Annotated in this window: 12 protein-coding genes and 1 pseudogene; 4 read left to right on the top strand and 9 right to left on the bottom strand. The window is 32.6% G+C overall.

Translation table 11 applies throughout. From position 1 onward, the window contains the following. From FOF46_RS23345 to FOF46_RS23330, 4 genes and pseudogenes are all read right to left on the bottom strand, one after another. Nucleotides 1–478: pseudogene (locus tag FOF46_RS23345) on the bottom strand (hypothetical protein); the annotation flags it as partial. 220 nt (nt 479–698) lie between these two features. After that, nucleotides 699–2,276, bottom strand: coding sequence for a T9SS type A sorting domain-containing protein (locus FOF46_RS23340; RefSeq protein WP_143918126.1), 1,578 nt, complete (start codon nt 2,274–2,276; stop codon nt 699–701). A 444-nt stretch (nt 2,277–2,720) separates the two neighbouring features. Then, complete coding sequence (locus FOF46_RS23335; RefSeq protein ID WP_109437618.1) at nt 2,721–3,470, bottom strand: C40 family peptidase; 750 nt, start codon at nt 3,468–3,470, stop codon at nt 2,721–2,723. A gap of 33 nt (nt 3,471–3,503) precedes the next feature. Beyond that, the gene (locus tag FOF46_RS23330; protein ID WP_143918125.1) at nt 3,504–4,682 is read right to left on the bottom strand and encodes an acetyl-CoA C-acyltransferase; all 1,179 of its coding nucleotides are present in this window, start codon (nt 4,680–4,682) and stop codon (nt 3,504–3,506) included. A 146-nt stretch (nt 4,683–4,828) separates the two neighbouring features. On the opposite strand from FOF46_RS23330, the gene FOF46_RS23325 reads away from it, so the two are divergent. Next, nucleotides 4,829–6,874, top strand: coding sequence for an HD family phosphohydrolase (locus FOF46_RS23325; protein ID WP_208746813.1), 2,046 nt, complete (start codon nt 4,829–4,831; stop codon nt 6,872–6,874). A 58-nt stretch (nt 6,875–6,932) separates the two neighbouring features. After that, the gene (locus FOF46_RS23320) at nt 6,933–7,517 is read left to right on the top strand and encodes a hypothetical protein (protein ID WP_143918123.1); all 585 of its coding nucleotides are present in this window, start codon (nt 6,933–6,935) and stop codon (nt 7,515–7,517) included. Here the strand turns inward: FOF46_RS23320 and FOF46_RS23315 are convergent. The 5 genes from FOF46_RS23315 to FOF46_RS23300 form a co-directional block, all read right to left on the bottom strand. Continuing rightward, on the bottom strand, nt 7,514–7,786 hold the full coding sequence (locus tag FOF46_RS23315; protein ID WP_109437614.1) for a DUF3817 domain-containing protein: 273 nt from the start codon (nt 7,784–7,786) through the stop codon (nt 7,514–7,516). The two genes, FOF46_RS23320 and FOF46_RS23315, sit on opposite strands and share 4 nt — an antisense overlap. 25 nt (nt 7,787–7,811) lie before the next feature. Beyond that, nucleotides 7,812–9,053: a mechanosensitive ion channel family protein gene (locus FOF46_RS23310; protein ID WP_143918122.1), complete on the bottom strand. Its 1,242-nt coding sequence runs from the start codon at nt 9,051–9,053 to the stop codon at nt 7,812–7,814. 146 nt (nt 9,054–9,199) lie between these two features. After that, nucleotides 9,200–11,821 carry a TonB-dependent receptor gene (locus tag FOF46_RS23305; RefSeq protein WP_109437612.1) on the bottom strand — a complete coding sequence of 874 codons (2,622 nt, stop codon included), beginning with the start codon at nt 11,819–11,821 and terminating at the stop codon, nt 9,200–9,202. 218 nt (nt 11,822–12,039) lie between these two features. Then, nucleotides 12,040–12,207 carry a hypothetical protein gene (locus FOF46_RS31730; RefSeq protein ID WP_167571923.1) on the bottom strand — a complete coding sequence of 56 codons (168 nt, stop codon included), beginning with the start codon at nt 12,205–12,207 and terminating at the stop codon, nt 12,040–12,042. A 174-nt stretch (nt 12,208–12,381) separates the two neighbouring features. Next, nucleotides 12,382–12,897, bottom strand: coding sequence for a hypothetical protein (locus tag FOF46_RS23300; RefSeq protein WP_143918121.1), 516 nt, complete (start codon nt 12,895–12,897; stop codon nt 12,382–12,384). A gap of 233 nt (nt 12,898–13,130) precedes the next feature. Between FOF46_RS23300 and ychF the strand changes: the two genes are divergently transcribed. Continuing rightward, nucleotides 13,131–14,225 (top strand): redox-regulated ATPase YchF, encoded by a 1,095-nt coding sequence (gene ychF, locus FOF46_RS23295; protein WP_143918120.1) that lies wholly within the window; start codon nt 13,131–13,133, stop codon nt 14,223–14,225. Between the two features lie 122 nt (nt 14,226–14,347). Next, on the top strand, nt 14,348–15,247 hold the full coding sequence (locus FOF46_RS23290) for a DMT family transporter (protein ID WP_143918119.1): 900 nt from the start codon (nt 14,348–14,350) through the stop codon (nt 15,245–15,247). Nucleotides 15,248–15,407 lie beyond the last annotated feature (160 nt).

The raw sequence follows: 15,407 nt of genomic DNA, 5'->3' as shown, positions 1-15,407 counted from the left end.
GAATGACATTGTTTTTAGTTGTATTAGAGTTGATACCATTGCTGGCATTAATTACTGGCATTAACCAATCAGCAGTAACATCTGATTGCCCTCCTTCCTGAACCCAAACTTTTCCTCCGTTTTGAAGAATGGGAACTACCTTACTGGTTATAGCAGCGATAGCTGCAGATCTATTAGAATGTGCATCGGTCCAGTTATTTCCAAATGCCATATTGAAAAGTGAATTTGACTGTAGATAACTACCACCTTGACCACCATAAGCACCAGCAACAGCAAAATAATTCACCCCACTTAAATCTGGATGTGCTAGCATACTACCTAAGGCAGCTACTGCATGGATATCATCCGGATCGGGTTTAATATCAAAACAAGCGATCAAAATATCCTTGTTTTTATTGAAACTAGGACGCTGAGCAAAGACTTGTGAACATATGGCCATAGTGACCATCATTAAAAAAAAGTGAATTTTAGATTTCATGATTTGTGTTTGTGTTTGTGTTTAAAAAGTTTTTTGTTTAAATGTTAGTTTTACCTTAAACTGTATATACTAAATGTATTACTGCTATAATGGAATAACTATAACTATTATTTAAAAGAGGATTACAAATGATTTTGTATACCATTTGTACTCTATGTACACTTTTTGTACACCTCTTAATAATTACATTTATAATCAGGGTTTATTTTTAAATTATGTTTTATTTTTTTACGAATTGAAGTGTGGTGTTTTTATTAGCATTTTTTATTGTTAATACGTATACTCCGTTTTGAAGACGAGATACATCCAAATTCATGTTTTTCTCTATAGATGTAACTTCTTTTATTACCATTTTTCCTGATAGGTCTTTAACAGATATAATATCTTGTTTAGCAATCCCAAGTATTTTCAATTGACTTGATGCAGGATTAGGGTATATTGCTATTTTATTATCTTCTAATACACTGGTTTTAGAACCGACAGCATCAAACTTCCATTGTGTGTAGTTACCAGAATATGTTGTAGGACGTTGTACCATTGGACTGTTATCAGAGTCAGTGGTAGGTCTGAAGTAATGATTAGTTTGTCTGTTTTGTAAGTAAAAATATCCATTAGAAGAATTTACTTTTTTCCATTGTGTATAGTTGCCACTATAACTAGTAGGCCTTTGCTCAAGGGCAGAACCATCATTATTACCTACTGGCCTAAAATATTTCCCAGTTTCTACATTTTTTAAATAAAAATAACCATTAGAAGTATTTACTTGTTCCCATTTTACAATATTACTTGTAGTGCTTGCCGGAACTTGGATTAATGTAATGCCATCTGCATTATTCTGAGGACGTAATTTTTTTCCTGTTTGACGATTTACTATAAAAAATTGCTGATTTGGATTAGGGTTTGGACCCGGGTTTGATGTTGTATTCATTACATATCTTGACCAAAATTTGTCATGTGTATCTGCATTTGAACCTATTTCAAAAATCCACCAGTTTTCTACACAATCTGAATAATCAACACCATCTGTGAAGAAGAATGACCAATCATGGGGAAATCCGTTTGGGAAATAACTGTTGAAAAGACGATCAGCCTCTGTCCATAGGGCTTTAGCTACACTATTGGGAGAATTTTTAGCTTGATCAACAAATGAATTACTTCTATTTCTGTACATAGGAGTAGACCAGGGTCCATGATCTCCCCAACCATCGTTCCAACCAGCATTTCCATCATCAAGAAGAAAATATCTAGTATTTGCTTTTACATTGTTGAGTTTTGATTGATTAGCCTGCCCCTCATTAAAGCCATCATCATGTTGTACGAGAATGACATTGTTTTTAGTTGTATTAGAGTTGATACCATTGCTGGCATTAATTACTGGCATTAACCAATCAGCAGTAACATCTGATTGCCCTCCTTCCTGAACCCAAACTTTTCCTCCGTTTTGAAGAATAGGAACTACCTTACTGGTTATAGCAGCGATAGCAGCAGATCTATTAGAATGTGCATCGGTCCAGTTATTTCCAAATGCCATATTGAAAAGTGAATTTGACTGTAGATAACTACCGCCTTGACTACCATAAGCCCCAGCAACTGCAAAATATTCTACCCCAGTTAAATCTGGATGTGCTAGCATACTACCTAAGGCAGCTACTGCGTGGATATCATCCGGATCAGGTTTGATATCAAAACAAGCAATCAAAATATCCTTGTTTTTATTAAAACTAGGACGCTGAGCAAAGACTTGTGAACATATGGCCATAATGGCCATCATTAAAAAAAAGTGAATTTTAGATTTCATGATTTGAGTTTTAAGAGTTTTAATAAAAAGATTTAGTTGGTGTCTTAAAATAGACGGCGCTAATTTATTATTACCATTATGGAATGACTATAGTTATTGTGTAAAAGACAGATCGTATATTATTTTGTATACCATTTGTACTCCATGTACCCCTTTTGTATACCTTTAGGAAGATGTATTGGTTACAAAATTGATGTAGTTTAGTTATTTGATAGATAGTGTTTTGTATAAAATCAAAGATGTTTTATTACTATTTATGACAAATATTACAGTTTTTGAGAATTTACAAGATTTATGTAAAAATAAGAGAGGTATATTAAAGGTTTTAATAGAAAATTTGATAAACAATAAGTATCTATAATACACTCCCGAAAAATAAAATGTTTTACAACAAATGGTTTTTCTAAGTGCTATAATAATCCAATCCGAAAATATAGATAAGATTTAGATAATTCGTTTAATTACTCGTAGTTGATGTGTATGAGTGCGTTTTTCTACATTGTAGATTCCGGTATGATCAATACGATCCACACGCACTTTTCCGTGCGCATGGATAATATAGTTATCTTTCATCATAATACCTACATGTGTGATAGCGCCTTCATCATTATCAAAAAAGGCTAGATCCCCAGGTTCACTCTCTTCAATAAAACTAAGAGCTTCACCTTGTGTAGCTTGTTGTGAAGCATCTCTTAGCAATTGGTGACCAGTAAGCTTATATACCATCTGGGTGAATCCACTACAATCAATTCCAAAATTAGTTCTTCCTCCCCATAAGTAAGGAGCATTGAGAAAAAGAAAGGCAGTTTGTACAATGGTTTCTTTAGGTAATACGTCTAGAATTCTAGTTCCTTCGTAATGATGTTTAAAAAAGTCAAGAGCTTTTAAAGACGAACCTAACGGAATGGGCATTAATTGATCTTCTTGACAGCTTACAAACTCTACCATGTCTCCTACAAGACATTGAGGTTTGTCATTAAAATTTTTGTATATCTGTTCTGTAATTTCTAAGTATTGTTTATTGTCGATCCAGCCCTCATATTTATCAAAAGCTAATCGAATTTTACTCCACTTTTTACGTTGCTCTAAAATTTTAAAATGTTCACCATAAAGAACTTGAGAAACCATTTCACTGGTATCTTGTGGTTCGAAACGTAATGGAACAATACTTAGATTACAAATACCGTATTGCATGTAATAATTTTAGTTAGAATTTTAATTTAATTATTACACACGTTCAATAACCATTGCTGATGCACCACCACCGCCGTTACAGATTGCAGCAGCTCCGATTTTTGCATTATTTTGCTCAAGAACATTGATCAAAGTAATTAGGATGCGTACTCCAGAACAACCAAGAGGATGCCCTAATGATACAGCTCCTCCATTTACATTTGTATTTTTATCAGTAAGTCCCAAAATCTTCATGTTTGATAGCCCCACTACAGAAAAAGCTTCATTAAATTCAAAAAAATCAACATCATCTTGAGAAATCCCAGCTTTTGCTAGTGCTTTAGGTAGTGCTTTAGAAGGCGCTGTTGTAAACCATTTTGGTTCGTGAGCGGCATCTGCATAGCCTTTTATTTTCACCAAAGGCTTTAGACCTAATTCAGCAGCTTTTTCTGCACTCATAACAATAACTGCTCCGGCACCATCATTAATTGTAGATGCATTTGCAGCGGTTACGGTTCCATCTTTAGAAAAAGCAGGACGCAATGATGGTATTTTTTCCATTTTTACGTTTTTGTATTCTTCATCTTCGGTAACCATTACAGGTTCTCCGCGCCGTTGAGGAACAGCTACAGGAACAACTTCATTTGTAAATTTACCTTCAGCCCATGCTTTTGCAGATCTTTCATAGGATTGAATAGCAAATGCATCCTGATCTTCACGGCTGAAATTATATTCTGTAGCACATAAATCAGCACATGTACCCATAGCTTGCTGATCGTAAGCATCTACTAGTCCGTCTTTTTGCATACCATCTTCTAAGGTCTGAGGTCCAAATTTATGTCCAGCTCTTAGTCTAACATAATGAGGTATTAAACTCATACTTTCCATTCCTCCGGCAACGACTATATCAGCATCACCCAGGGCTATGGCTTGTACCGCATGCATTACAGATTTCATACCACTAGCACATACTTTATTGACTGTTGTACAAGGAACATTTTCAGAGATTCCAGCTGCTAATGCAGCTTGTCTTGCGGGAGCTTGACCATTTCCTGCCTGTACTACATTACCCATAAATACTTCTTGCACAAGAGAAGGGTCGAGGTTTATTTTATCTAGAGCACCTTTGATTGCTGTAGCTCCTAATTGTGTAGCTGGAACAGTAGATAAACTTCCCATAAAACTTCCAATTGGCGTACGAGCTGCAGATACAATTACTACTTCTTTATTCATTATTTTTATTTTAAAAAATGTGTGTATTGTTATTCTGCGAATTTAATGATTTTTGAAGGATATACATAGTGAAGTTACTAACAAGCCGCCTAATATTACACTGACTTATTTTTTATTACTTTTGAGTAATTTATAGAATAATATTTGTGAAAAGGTTTTTAAACAATCTATATAAACGGCAATCCTCAATGTACAGGATTTTTCTGTTTATATGTACCACTGCACTTATCGTGTATTTATTTCCTAAAGGAGGAATTTTTAAATACGAATTTACCAAAGGTAAACCTTGGCAATATGAAAACTTATATGCTCCTTTTGATTTTGCTATAGCAAAGACTGAATCAGAGATAGAGATAGAGAAGACTCGTATTAAAGACAATGTTATTCCTTACTTTGATTATGATACAATAATTGCGAATACAGCTAAAGATTCTTATGATATAGCGTTTTCAAGTTATTTAAAAACTTTTAGTCAAAGCAGTTCTAGAGATGAAGCTAAACTTTTTGGAAGAATAGTCTTAAATGATATCTACCGACATGGTGTTTTACAAGAAACCTATTCTTATGATGATAAGAGACAAATATTTTTGAATAAAGGTAATGAAGCAGAAGCGATAACTTACGGACAAATTCTAACACCTAATGCGCTAACAAAACTTATCAATTCTAGAATAGATAAAAGTGAATATGCTAAGTTTAAAAGTGACTTTGTAGCACTGTTTTTTGATTTGATAAAACCTAATGTCAAATTAAATCAAAAGCTTACTGAAAGTACATTAGAGAATGAATTAGCAAAAGTTTTGACTACTAGGGGTGGAGTTTCTAGAGGAAGTAGAATTATTGCCAAAGGAGAAGTAGTAGAAGGAGATAAACTACAAATATTAAATTCTTTAAAAGCAGAATATGAATCTCAGGTATGGAGTGATAAAAACTTCTATTGGATTGTATTGGGATATTGTCTGCTGGTTTCTTTGGCTCTTATGATGCTTTTATTGTTTATAAGAAAATATAGAAAAGATATTTATGAGAATAACACACAGGTGACGTTTATTTTCTTCAATGTTTTATTTTTGGTTTTAATTACGACATTGATGGTAAAATATCGCTCAGACTATATTTATGTCGTCCCTTTGTGTATTCTTCCTTTAGTACTCAAAGCATTTTTTGATTCAAGATTAGGGTTGTTTACCCATGTGATTACCGTTTTAATATTAGGTTTTGTTGTGCCTAATAGTTATGAGTATACGTTCTTACAGATCATTGCAGGAATTGTTACGATTCTTACAATTTCAGAATCATTTAAGAGAGCCAATTTGTTTATATCTGTTGGACAAATTACTATAATCTATATTTTGGCATACATTGCTTTTCATGTTATCCATGAAGGAAGTATTGGCAATATCGATTGGGTTACTGTAGGGTTATTCGTTATTAGTGGGTTTGCTACTTTAATTGTACACCCTTTGATATACGCTTATGAAAAGATTTTTGGATTAATTTCTGACGTATCTCTATTAGAATTAAGTGATACTAATTCGGTATTATTAAAAGAGTTATCTAATAAGGCTCCGGGAACATTTCATCACTCTCTTAACGTGGCTAATATTGCAGAAGCTGCAGCAAATGAAATAGGTGCAAATGCGATGCTAGTTAGAGTAGGAGCTCTATATCATGACATTGGTAAAATGGCCAATCCTACTTATTTTACCGAAAATCAATCGGCTTCGGGTAATGCCCATGACGTATTATCTCCAAAAGAAAGTGCAAGAATCATTATTAATCATGTAATTCGAGGTGTAGAAATTGCTAAAAAAAATAACCTACCTGATCGTGTTATTGATTTTATTAGAACACATCACGGAACCAGCACAGTATATTATTTTTATTCTAAAGAAAAAGAGGCAAATGAAAATGTAAATATTGAAGATTTTCAATATCCCGGACCTAAACCTTTTTCTAAGGAAACTGCAATTCTTATGATGAGCGATAGTGTTGAAGCTGCATCAAAAAGTCTTAAAAACCCTACAAGTAGTCTGATTGATTCTTTTGTAGAGAAGATAGTGAGCAAACAAATGGAAGATGGGCAATTCTTAAATGCGAATATCACCTTTAAAGAAATTCAACAGGTAAAAAAGGTTTTTAAGCGCAAATTGACTAATATTTATCATTTGAGGATCGAATATCCTGAGTAATTTTTTATGGCATATTGTTTGATTAAATTGATGTAAGATTTACACAATTTAAATCAACATGAAAAAAGAATCTTTTTTACTATTATTTTTTAGTGTATTAATAATATTTCCAATTTCTGCACAACTTGTAGTAGGAGGTAGAGTAGCTGTGGATATAGACATAAATTTACCTATCCCAGATGTTGTTATTGAAAGAAGAACATCTAAACAACAGCTTCCAAAATCAAAGAGGGGACGTCCAATTGTTATACATAGATGTGATCATACGTGTCATCATGATTTTGGCGCTATCCAAAATCAAAATGCTCCTAGTGGAGAATATTTGTATCAAGTTGCGAATGCTTCTTTAGTACCTTCAGAAAATGGAGAGGATCATATAGTCTACGATTTAGATACAGGTGATGTGCTTGAAATTATTATAGTTACAGGTAATTATGCAGACTATAATTATCATTATTTTAACCCTGATTATAATAGTTTACCACCCGATAATTTAATTTTAGCGATCACTTTTAATGGACAGGAAATTCCTTTACATACCGGGAGTATATCCATAGAACCCCAAGGTATAGGAGGATATCATAGTGTGCTTAATTTGGATAGTATATATGAAGGAAATTTCAATGGCACTGTGAATTTCTAACGTAAATATTTTTTATCCATCCAAAATGTCCCAAATGGAATTATCGAACAAATAAGTACAATAGCTAATGTCTTAGTATCCCATTTTTTTTCTGTTTTTATAAGAATAGCAACTACGATATAACCCAAAAAGAGAAACCCATGAGCCATTCCAATTATTTTATTGGGTTCAGGAGATTCGAATATGTATTTTAATGGCATGGTTACAAATAGGATAAGTAAATAGGAAATACCTTCCAGGTAACTAATAATTCTAAAACTGGTAATCATAAATTTCTATTTAGTACAAAAAAGATTATTGTTTTTCAATCGTATAATTAAGTTCAAACACTTCTAGTTTAAAATAAGGTATTGCAGATAAAAGATGATCAAAAATATCAGCCATTATTTTTTCGTAATTTTTCCAAACTTTATCGTTGCTAAAAGCATATATTTCTAATGGCGTTCCTTGTGCACTAGGAGCAAGCTGTCTACTCATAATGGTCATGTTTTTATTAATATAAGGATGATCTTCGAGGTAGAAATCTACATATGCTCTAAAGACTCCCATATTAGTTAAGTTTCTTCCATTTATAAGTGTACTTTTATCGATGCTATGATCCTGATTATATGTATCAATATCCTTTTGTATACTTTTGATGTAATCACTAATAAGTGCTATTTTTTTTAAATCTTCAAGATCTTTTTTCGATAAAAATGAAACACTGGAAGTTTTGATTAATAAAGCTCTTTTAATTCTTCTTCCGCCAGAATCCATCATACCTCGCCAATTTCTAAATGATTCTGAAGTTAAATGATACGTAGGAATTGTTGTAATGGTTTTATCAAAGTTCTGAACTTTAACAGAAGATAAATTGATCTCAATCACATCTCCATCAGCGCCATATTTTTCCATAGTAATCCAATCCCCAATCCTAACGGTATCGTTTACTGCTACTTGTATACTGGCTACAAAACCTAAGATAGTATCCTTAAAAATCAAAAGAATAACTGCTGACATAGCTCCTAATGCAGTAAGAAATGTTAAGATAGATTTTCCTGTCATGGATGAGAAGACAAAAATAATTCCGATTGTCCAAACAAAAATCATAAAGACTTGTACATAACTATCAATTGGCTTGTCTTTAAATGAATTTAAGGATTTTAAAAAATCTCTAAAGGTTCTTAGAATACTTCTTAAGATCCAAATCACTAACACAATAACCATAATATCGAACAAGGTCTCCAAATACCTTTCTGCAGTTGGGAAAGCAATAAATAGCATGGGTAGAACCCAAATGATAATGGATAGAGGGATGATATGAGCTAGATAATCAAAGGTTTTATTCTTAACCAAATAATCATCAAACGTATTTTTTGATCTAGAGGCATAGCTCTTAAAAATGGCTATGATTACTTTCCTCATCATAAGATCTAAAAAGAAAATAACAATAACAAGTATGCAAACTCCAATAAGTACATTTAAATATTCTGCTATATTTTCTGAAAGTCCTTTAGAAACAAAAAGGTTATAAAAGTAACGTGTTAAATCTTTCATCTGTATTTCAATACTATTTTATACAAAATTATGATTATAGTTATTGATGGAGCAATGAAACACAATATTTTTATACCAATTATGAAAAAAATAAAAAACGCTACATCATTCGATGTAGCGTTTGTATATGTTTATGATGTAAACTTTTAGAAGTTGAAATCTAATCTTGCATAGTAATATGCTCCACCAAATCCCATTTGCACAGCATCCCAATATCCACCAGCTTCAGTTTCTCCATCATCTTGTTGATCAGGATATTCATTAAAAATGTTATTTCCACCGATAGTAAATTTTAGTTTATCTGTTACTTTGTATCCTAAGTTTAAATCAGCAGTAATTTTTGCTCCGTATACATCTTCTGCATCTGTAAAATCGATAAGCGTTATTTCACTAAAATGAGTTAAACCAATTCCGGCATTAAATTTATTTTTGGTATAACTTGTATTCAAAGAAAATTTACTTTCTGGAGCAGAAGCTAATAAAAAGGCTTTTTCTCTTTCTCCAAAGAAAGTTCCTTCATCCAAAGGCCCATTATTCACATCTTCGATACTCATGTTATTTATATTTCCTGCTAATGTAGCAGAAAGGTTACCAAAACTATAATTTCCTTTCCAGGAAAGTATTAAATCTAGACCTACAGTTTCTGTGTCCACTCCATTAGCAAAGAATTGAGCTTCTGCTACATTTGGTATTTGTGGTGCAGCGAATGTACCAGTTAGCACAATTCTATCTTTAACATTAATATAGTATCCATCTATGGTTGCTGTAAAACTCCCAAAAGTAGCTGTAGCTCCTAGTGCTCCGTTTATTGCAGTTTCTTCTTCTAGTTGATCAATTCCGAAAGAAGCCGTAACCGGACTGTTGTTAGCAGATAGTAATGTTTCTGTTGCTACACCTCCTTGAAAATCTGTAAATCTAAGATTGTAATAAATTTGAGCTAATGATGGAGCTCTAAATCCTGTGCTCACAGAACCTCGAATATTAATATCCTCTGTTGCTTTGAATCTAAAGGATAATTTTCCATTAATTGTACTTCCAAAATCACTATAATCTTCAAATCTTGCAGCGGCTCCTAATAAGAAACGATCAGTAATATCAAGTTCACTATCTGCATATACTGAAATGTTTGACCTAGAACGATCTACTTCGTTTGCAGGGCTATACCCCGGGAATCCTTGTGAACCACCTGGTCTTAAATTACCAGAATCGGGATCAGTTGGTTGTGTCTGAGTTGCAGGATCTGTTATTGGTAAACCATTAACATCATATGTAGCATAAGATCCTTCTTCACCAGCAAAAATTTCAAAATTCTCAGTTCTGTATTCTGTACCAAACGCTATATTAAGTCCTTGAAGGATATTAGGGTAGTATTTAGAAAAATCTAAGCTGGTCGTGTTCTGACTTAAACTATGTCCTCCGGCATCAAAATCTGTTGGAGAAGATTCCTGAAGAGAAGCATTCAATGTTCCTTTAATAAAATAATGAAAGTTATTTTTACCCCAGGTATTATTAATGTCAATTTTCCAACCACTATCTGTTTCTGTTCTAATTCCTGCAGAAACTGAATTATCTATGATATTAGATGTTATTCTTGGAGTAAAGCCATTTGGATAGATTTGAGTTACAACGCGTTCTCCTCCGTTACGAGTAAATGCAAAAGCATCAGTATCCCTATAATTTCTTCCTCCAAAAGCGTACAGTTCTGTCTTTTTTGATAATGGTATTGCGGCATTTGCAAAGAAATTGAAACCATCTATTGCGGCTTCACCAAACCCCCTTCTAAAATCAAAACCAGGACGTAATGTTTTATTTTTACTAAGATATTCTGTAGTGAAGTTAGCAAAACCACCTTCTCCAATTTCAACACCATAATTTGCAGTAATTTTTACTGACCCTCCATCAAAGTCCTTATCATCTGCGATTCGGTTTCCATCGTTTTCTGTATCCAAACGATTTCCATCTGTATTAGGAGTCCCTGCCGGAAAATCTCCTTTAGCATTTGTATTGTATGCTCCATAACTAATACTACCCGTTAATTTGTTGACACTGTTCTTTAAAACAATATTGATTACACCGGCAATAGCATCAGAACCATATTGCGCTGCAGCACCATCTCTTAAGACTTCAATTCTTTTTATAGAAGAGGCAGGGATAGCATTAAGATCTGTACCAGAATTACCTCTACCTCTTGTTCCAAACACATTGATTAGAGAAGAAGAATGTCTTCTTTTTCCGTTAATTAAAACAAGAGTCTGATCAGGACCGAGACCACGTAGAGTAGCAGGGTCTATATGATCTGCTCCATCAGATCCAGATTGTTTATTCGCATTAAATGAGGGAGCAGCATATTGTAATAGTTCATTAATTTCTATTTTACCACTTTTGGTAATTACATCCTGCATATCAATAATATCAATAGCAACAGGGGTATCTGTGGCAGTTCGTTTTGGACTCCTTGATCCAACAACAACAATAGTTCTTAATGCTTCTCCATCTAATAGAACAACATCAATCTTCTCTTGAGTTCCTACCAGAATTTCTTGAGTTTGGAAACCAACAAAACTATAGACTAAGGTAGCATTTGCGTCTACTGCAATAGAATAATTACCTTGATCATCTGTGGTTGTACCCTTAGAAGAGCCTTTTTCTATGATATTTACATAAGGTAAAGGAATTCCTTGAGTGTCTGTTACAGTTCCTGTTACAATTTGTTGACTGAAGCCTAAACTTGTAAGTAACCCGAATAAAATGAGTGTGAATTTTTTCATGTATTAATGTTTATTTAAGCTGATTGTTATGCTAAAGATATTTAAAAGATAATTATAACACATCTTATTCTAACTAGTTTTTAACCATATTATGTAGTTCTTATATATTTAGTTATATAATTTTAGATTTTGAAAATCAAAGAGATATAGATTCATAAAAACAAAAAAAAGAGCCTTATGGATTTAAGACTCTTTATAATTAAGATAAGCTTTTTTGATTAAAGGCAGACAGAATTAGCAGGTAAGGCACATAATGGGAAATCCCATTCGCCACCACAAAGAAGACAATCTTCCTCGTTTCTAGGCCATGCACCTCCTTTAATCGCTTGTTGTTTATTTTTGTTCAATTTTTGAACTCCATTTAGATTTAAAATACTTTGTAACATAATTTTAGGTTTTAAGATTATATAGATTAAGATACATATTTATAAAACCATTAGTATTAAGTATAATAAACAATTAACAATTAGATTTTGTTAATTCATATAAATACGTAAAGTTGAACTACGAGTTCAACTTTACTATATATTATAAAAAGATTTTGATGATTTTGTATAAGGTTAATTAGCTTGATAAACTGTTGTTATAATCTCATCTGTTTTTGTATCATAAGCTTCAAGAATAAAGTTTTTATCTTTATCAAAATGGCCGACACAATTATCTTTTTCTCCCATATTAACAAGATAATACCCACTTCCTATAGGTCTTACTTTCGAAACTTGATTACCTTCTTTTTTTAAAAAAGTAATAACAAAACCTTTATCATCGCTAACCTTATTATATTTTTCCATATCAGAAGAAGAATGAGACTTTTGTACTATAACTTCATCTTCTGTATATTGAGCAGATTGATTGGTTTTGTTTTCATCGCCTGGGTTAAGCTTGATCTGACTCTTTTTTTTGATCACTTCTTGTTTTTTAATCACTTTTTCTTCTCCATTTGGGCCTTTTATGCGAATAATCTTGGTTACTATTTCTTCAGATGAATTTTTGGTTTTGTTTTCATCTTCTTGCGCGTAGTTAACAGATGCGCAAATCATGAATGTCAATGTGACTAGTGTTTGTAAAGTTTTCATTTTGCGTATTTATTTTGGTTGTCAAATTTACAAAAAATGTAAAAAAGACTTTGGTTTGTATTTTTAATAAACGTAAAAAAGAGCCTTTTATGGTGTTTTTTTATGCTATTTGAATTAATCTATAATCTAATGAATCTGTTATTTGTTTACTACGTATGAATACCATTATCTTTGCATTCTCAAAATTTGGGATTTTATATTAAAAGATCCCGGTCATTATAATATTAAGTACCATGAAAGCAGGAATTGTAGGATTGCCAAATGTTGGAAAGTCAACATTATTTAATTGTTTATCTAATGCCAAAGCCCAGAGTGCTAACTTTCCGTTTTGTACGATAGAACCTAATATAGGTGTGGTTAATGTACCAGATTCTAGGTTAGAAAAACTTGAAGAACTTGTAAATCCTGAGCGAGTACTACCTGCTACAGTAGAGATTGTTGATATTGCTGGTTTGGTAAAAGGAGCAAGTAAGGGAGAAGGTTTAGGGAATCAGTTTTTGGGAAATATTAGAGAAACAGATGCTATTATTCATGTATTACGTTGTTTTGATAATGATAATATTGTTCATGTTGATGGATCAGTAGACCCTATTAGAGATAAGGAAACTATAGATATCGAATTACAACTTAAAGATTTAGAAGCTGTTGAAAAGAAAATAGATAAGGTAAAACGTGCTGCTAAAACAGGTAATAAAGAAGCTCAGAAAGAAGAGGCTATCTTGTCAGAACTTAAAAAAGGATTAGAAGCAGGTACCTCAGTTAGAGCTATTGCAGTTTCTGATGATGATCATATGGCATATGTTGCACCTTTACAGTTAATTACAGACAAACCAGTGCTTTATGTTTGCAACGTAGATGAAGGAGCTGCTGTTAATGGAAATGATTATGTGAAAAAGGTAAAAGAAGCTGTAGCTAAAGAAAAAGCTGAAGTTATAGTGTTGGCTGTTGGAACAGAGGCAGATATCACAGAGTTGGAGGATTATGAAGAACGTCAACTTTTTTTACAAGATATGGGACTGGAAGAACCCGGAGCATCTGTATTAATTCGTGCTGCATATAAGCTATTAAATCAACAAACATATTTTACGGCAGGAGTTAAAGAAGTTAGAGCCTGGACAATAAACATAGGGGCGACGGCTCCACAAGCAGCAGGAGTAATTCATACAGATTTTGAAAAAGGGTTTATACGTGCAGAGGTTATCAAATATGATGATTTTATAGCATATGGAAGCGAAGCAAAAGCAAGAGAAGCAGGAAAACTTGGAGTAGAAGGAAAATCATACGTGGTAAATGATGGAGATGTAATGCATTTCTTGTTTAATGTATAATAAACAATATCAAGACATTTTAAAAAACCTTCCTATTTTTTAGGAAGGTTTTTTTGTGTTGGCGATTGTAATTTATACAAACCGTGATTATGACTAAAACTGAATACTACTATTTTTGAGAAATGCAAAACACCAAATTATCTTCGTACGGAATTGTACTGGCTGTAGTTGGAGTAGTTCTATTTTCTGCGAAAGCTGTTTTAGTTAAACTGGCGTATAAGTATGAAATAAGTTCTGAACATCTATTATTATTTAGAATGGTGTTTTCGCTACCGGTTTATCTTGTGATTGCTTTTTTTAATAAACCTGTACAGAAAGAAAAAATTAAAATCAAAGATTATAGCTGGATTGTATTTTTTGGGTTCGTAGGATACTATTTAGCCAGCTACTTCGATTTTCTTGGATTACAATTTATAAAGGCAGGGTTAGAGAGAATCATTCTTTTTTTATATCCAACATTAGTAATTATTATTTCAAGAGTTTTTTTAAAAAATATCATAACACGGCAACAGTTAGCTGCTATTTTGATAACTTATATAGGGGTAATTATTACATTTTGGGGAGAACTCCAGATGGAAACAGAAACCAATAACATTACGTTAGGAGCAATGTTAATCTTTTTGAGTGCATTAACATATGCTACTTATCTTGTAGGAAGTGGATGGCTGATTCCTAAATTTGGAGTGATAACCTTTACATCATATGCAATGATAATTTCTTCATTATGTATCATTATACAATATCTGGTTTTTGATAGAGGAGATATTATGAATTATCCTTTAGAATTGTATTTGATTTGCATTGCAATGGCAATTTTTTCAACAATTATACCGTCTTATCTTGTTTCAGCAGCGATAGCAAAACTAGGAGCATCTAATTTTTCTATTATCGCAAGTTTAGGTCCTATATCTACAATAGTATTGGCATATTTCTTTTTGGGCGAAAACCTTTCATTAATACAAATTGTCGGAGCTTTAATTGTCATTTTTGGAGTTTACGTGATTTCAAAACAGAAAAAATAAAGTAAAATCTATATCGATATAAAAGGATCAATGTTACTTTTAGGTGTTTTTTAATGTTTTTTTCATTAATTTAACATTCTGATAGTGAATATCTGTTTACAGATTTTGGGGAAAATCTTTAGGAATTACAAATTCACTGTATTAATAGAATACATATTAA

Origin of the sequence: Aquimarina algiphila (assembly GCF_007489275.1) — a bacterium.
GTDB lineage: Bacteria > Bacteroidota > Bacteroidia > Flavobacteriales > Flavobacteriaceae > Aquimarina > Aquimarina algiphila.
This window is presented reverse-complemented; position numbering and strand designations above follow the sequence as displayed.

What these genes read in the sequence shown, in the direction of transcription:
- FOF46_RS23340 (WP_143918126.1), bottom strand. Translation starts at nt 2,276, where the DNA reads ATGAAATCTAAAATTCACTTTTTTTTAATGATGGCCATTATGGCCATA.
- FOF46_RS23335 (WP_109437618.1), bottom strand. Translation starts at nt 3,470, where the DNA reads ATGCAATACGGTATTTGTAATCTAAGTATTGTTCCATTACGTTTCGAA.
- FOF46_RS23330 (WP_143918125.1), bottom strand. Translation starts at nt 4,682, where the DNA reads ATGAATAAAGAAGTAGTAATTGTATCTGCAGCTCGTACGCCAATTGGA.
- FOF46_RS23320 (WP_143918123.1), top strand. Translation starts at nt 6,933, where the DNA reads ATGAAAAAAGAATCTTTTTTACTATTATTTTTTAGTGTATTAATAATA.
- FOF46_RS23315 (WP_109437614.1), bottom strand. Translation starts at nt 7,786, where the DNA reads ATGATTACCAGTTTTAGAATTATTAGTTACCTGGAAGGTATTTCCTAT.
- FOF46_RS23310 (WP_143918122.1), bottom strand. Translation starts at nt 9,053, where the DNA reads ATGAAAGATTTAACACGTTACTTTTATAACCTTTTTGTTTCTAAAGGA.
- FOF46_RS23305 (WP_109437612.1), bottom strand. Translation starts at nt 11,821, where the DNA reads ATGAAAAAATTCACACTCATTTTATTCGGGTTACTTACAAGTTTAGGC.
- FOF46_RS31730 (WP_167571923.1), bottom strand. Translation starts at nt 12,207, where the DNA reads ATGTTACAAAGTATTTTAAATCTAAATGGAGTTCAAAAATTGAACAAA.
- FOF46_RS23300 (WP_143918121.1), bottom strand. Translation starts at nt 12,897, where the DNA reads ATGAAAACTTTACAAACACTAGTCACATTGACATTCATGATTTGCGCA.
- ychF (WP_143918120.1), top strand. Translation starts at nt 13,131, where the DNA reads ATGAAAGCAGGAATTGTAGGATTGCCAAATGTTGGAAAGTCAACATTA.
- FOF46_RS23290 (WP_143918119.1), top strand. Translation starts at nt 14,348, where the DNA reads ATGCAAAACACCAAATTATCTTCGTACGGAATTGTACTGGCTGTAGTT.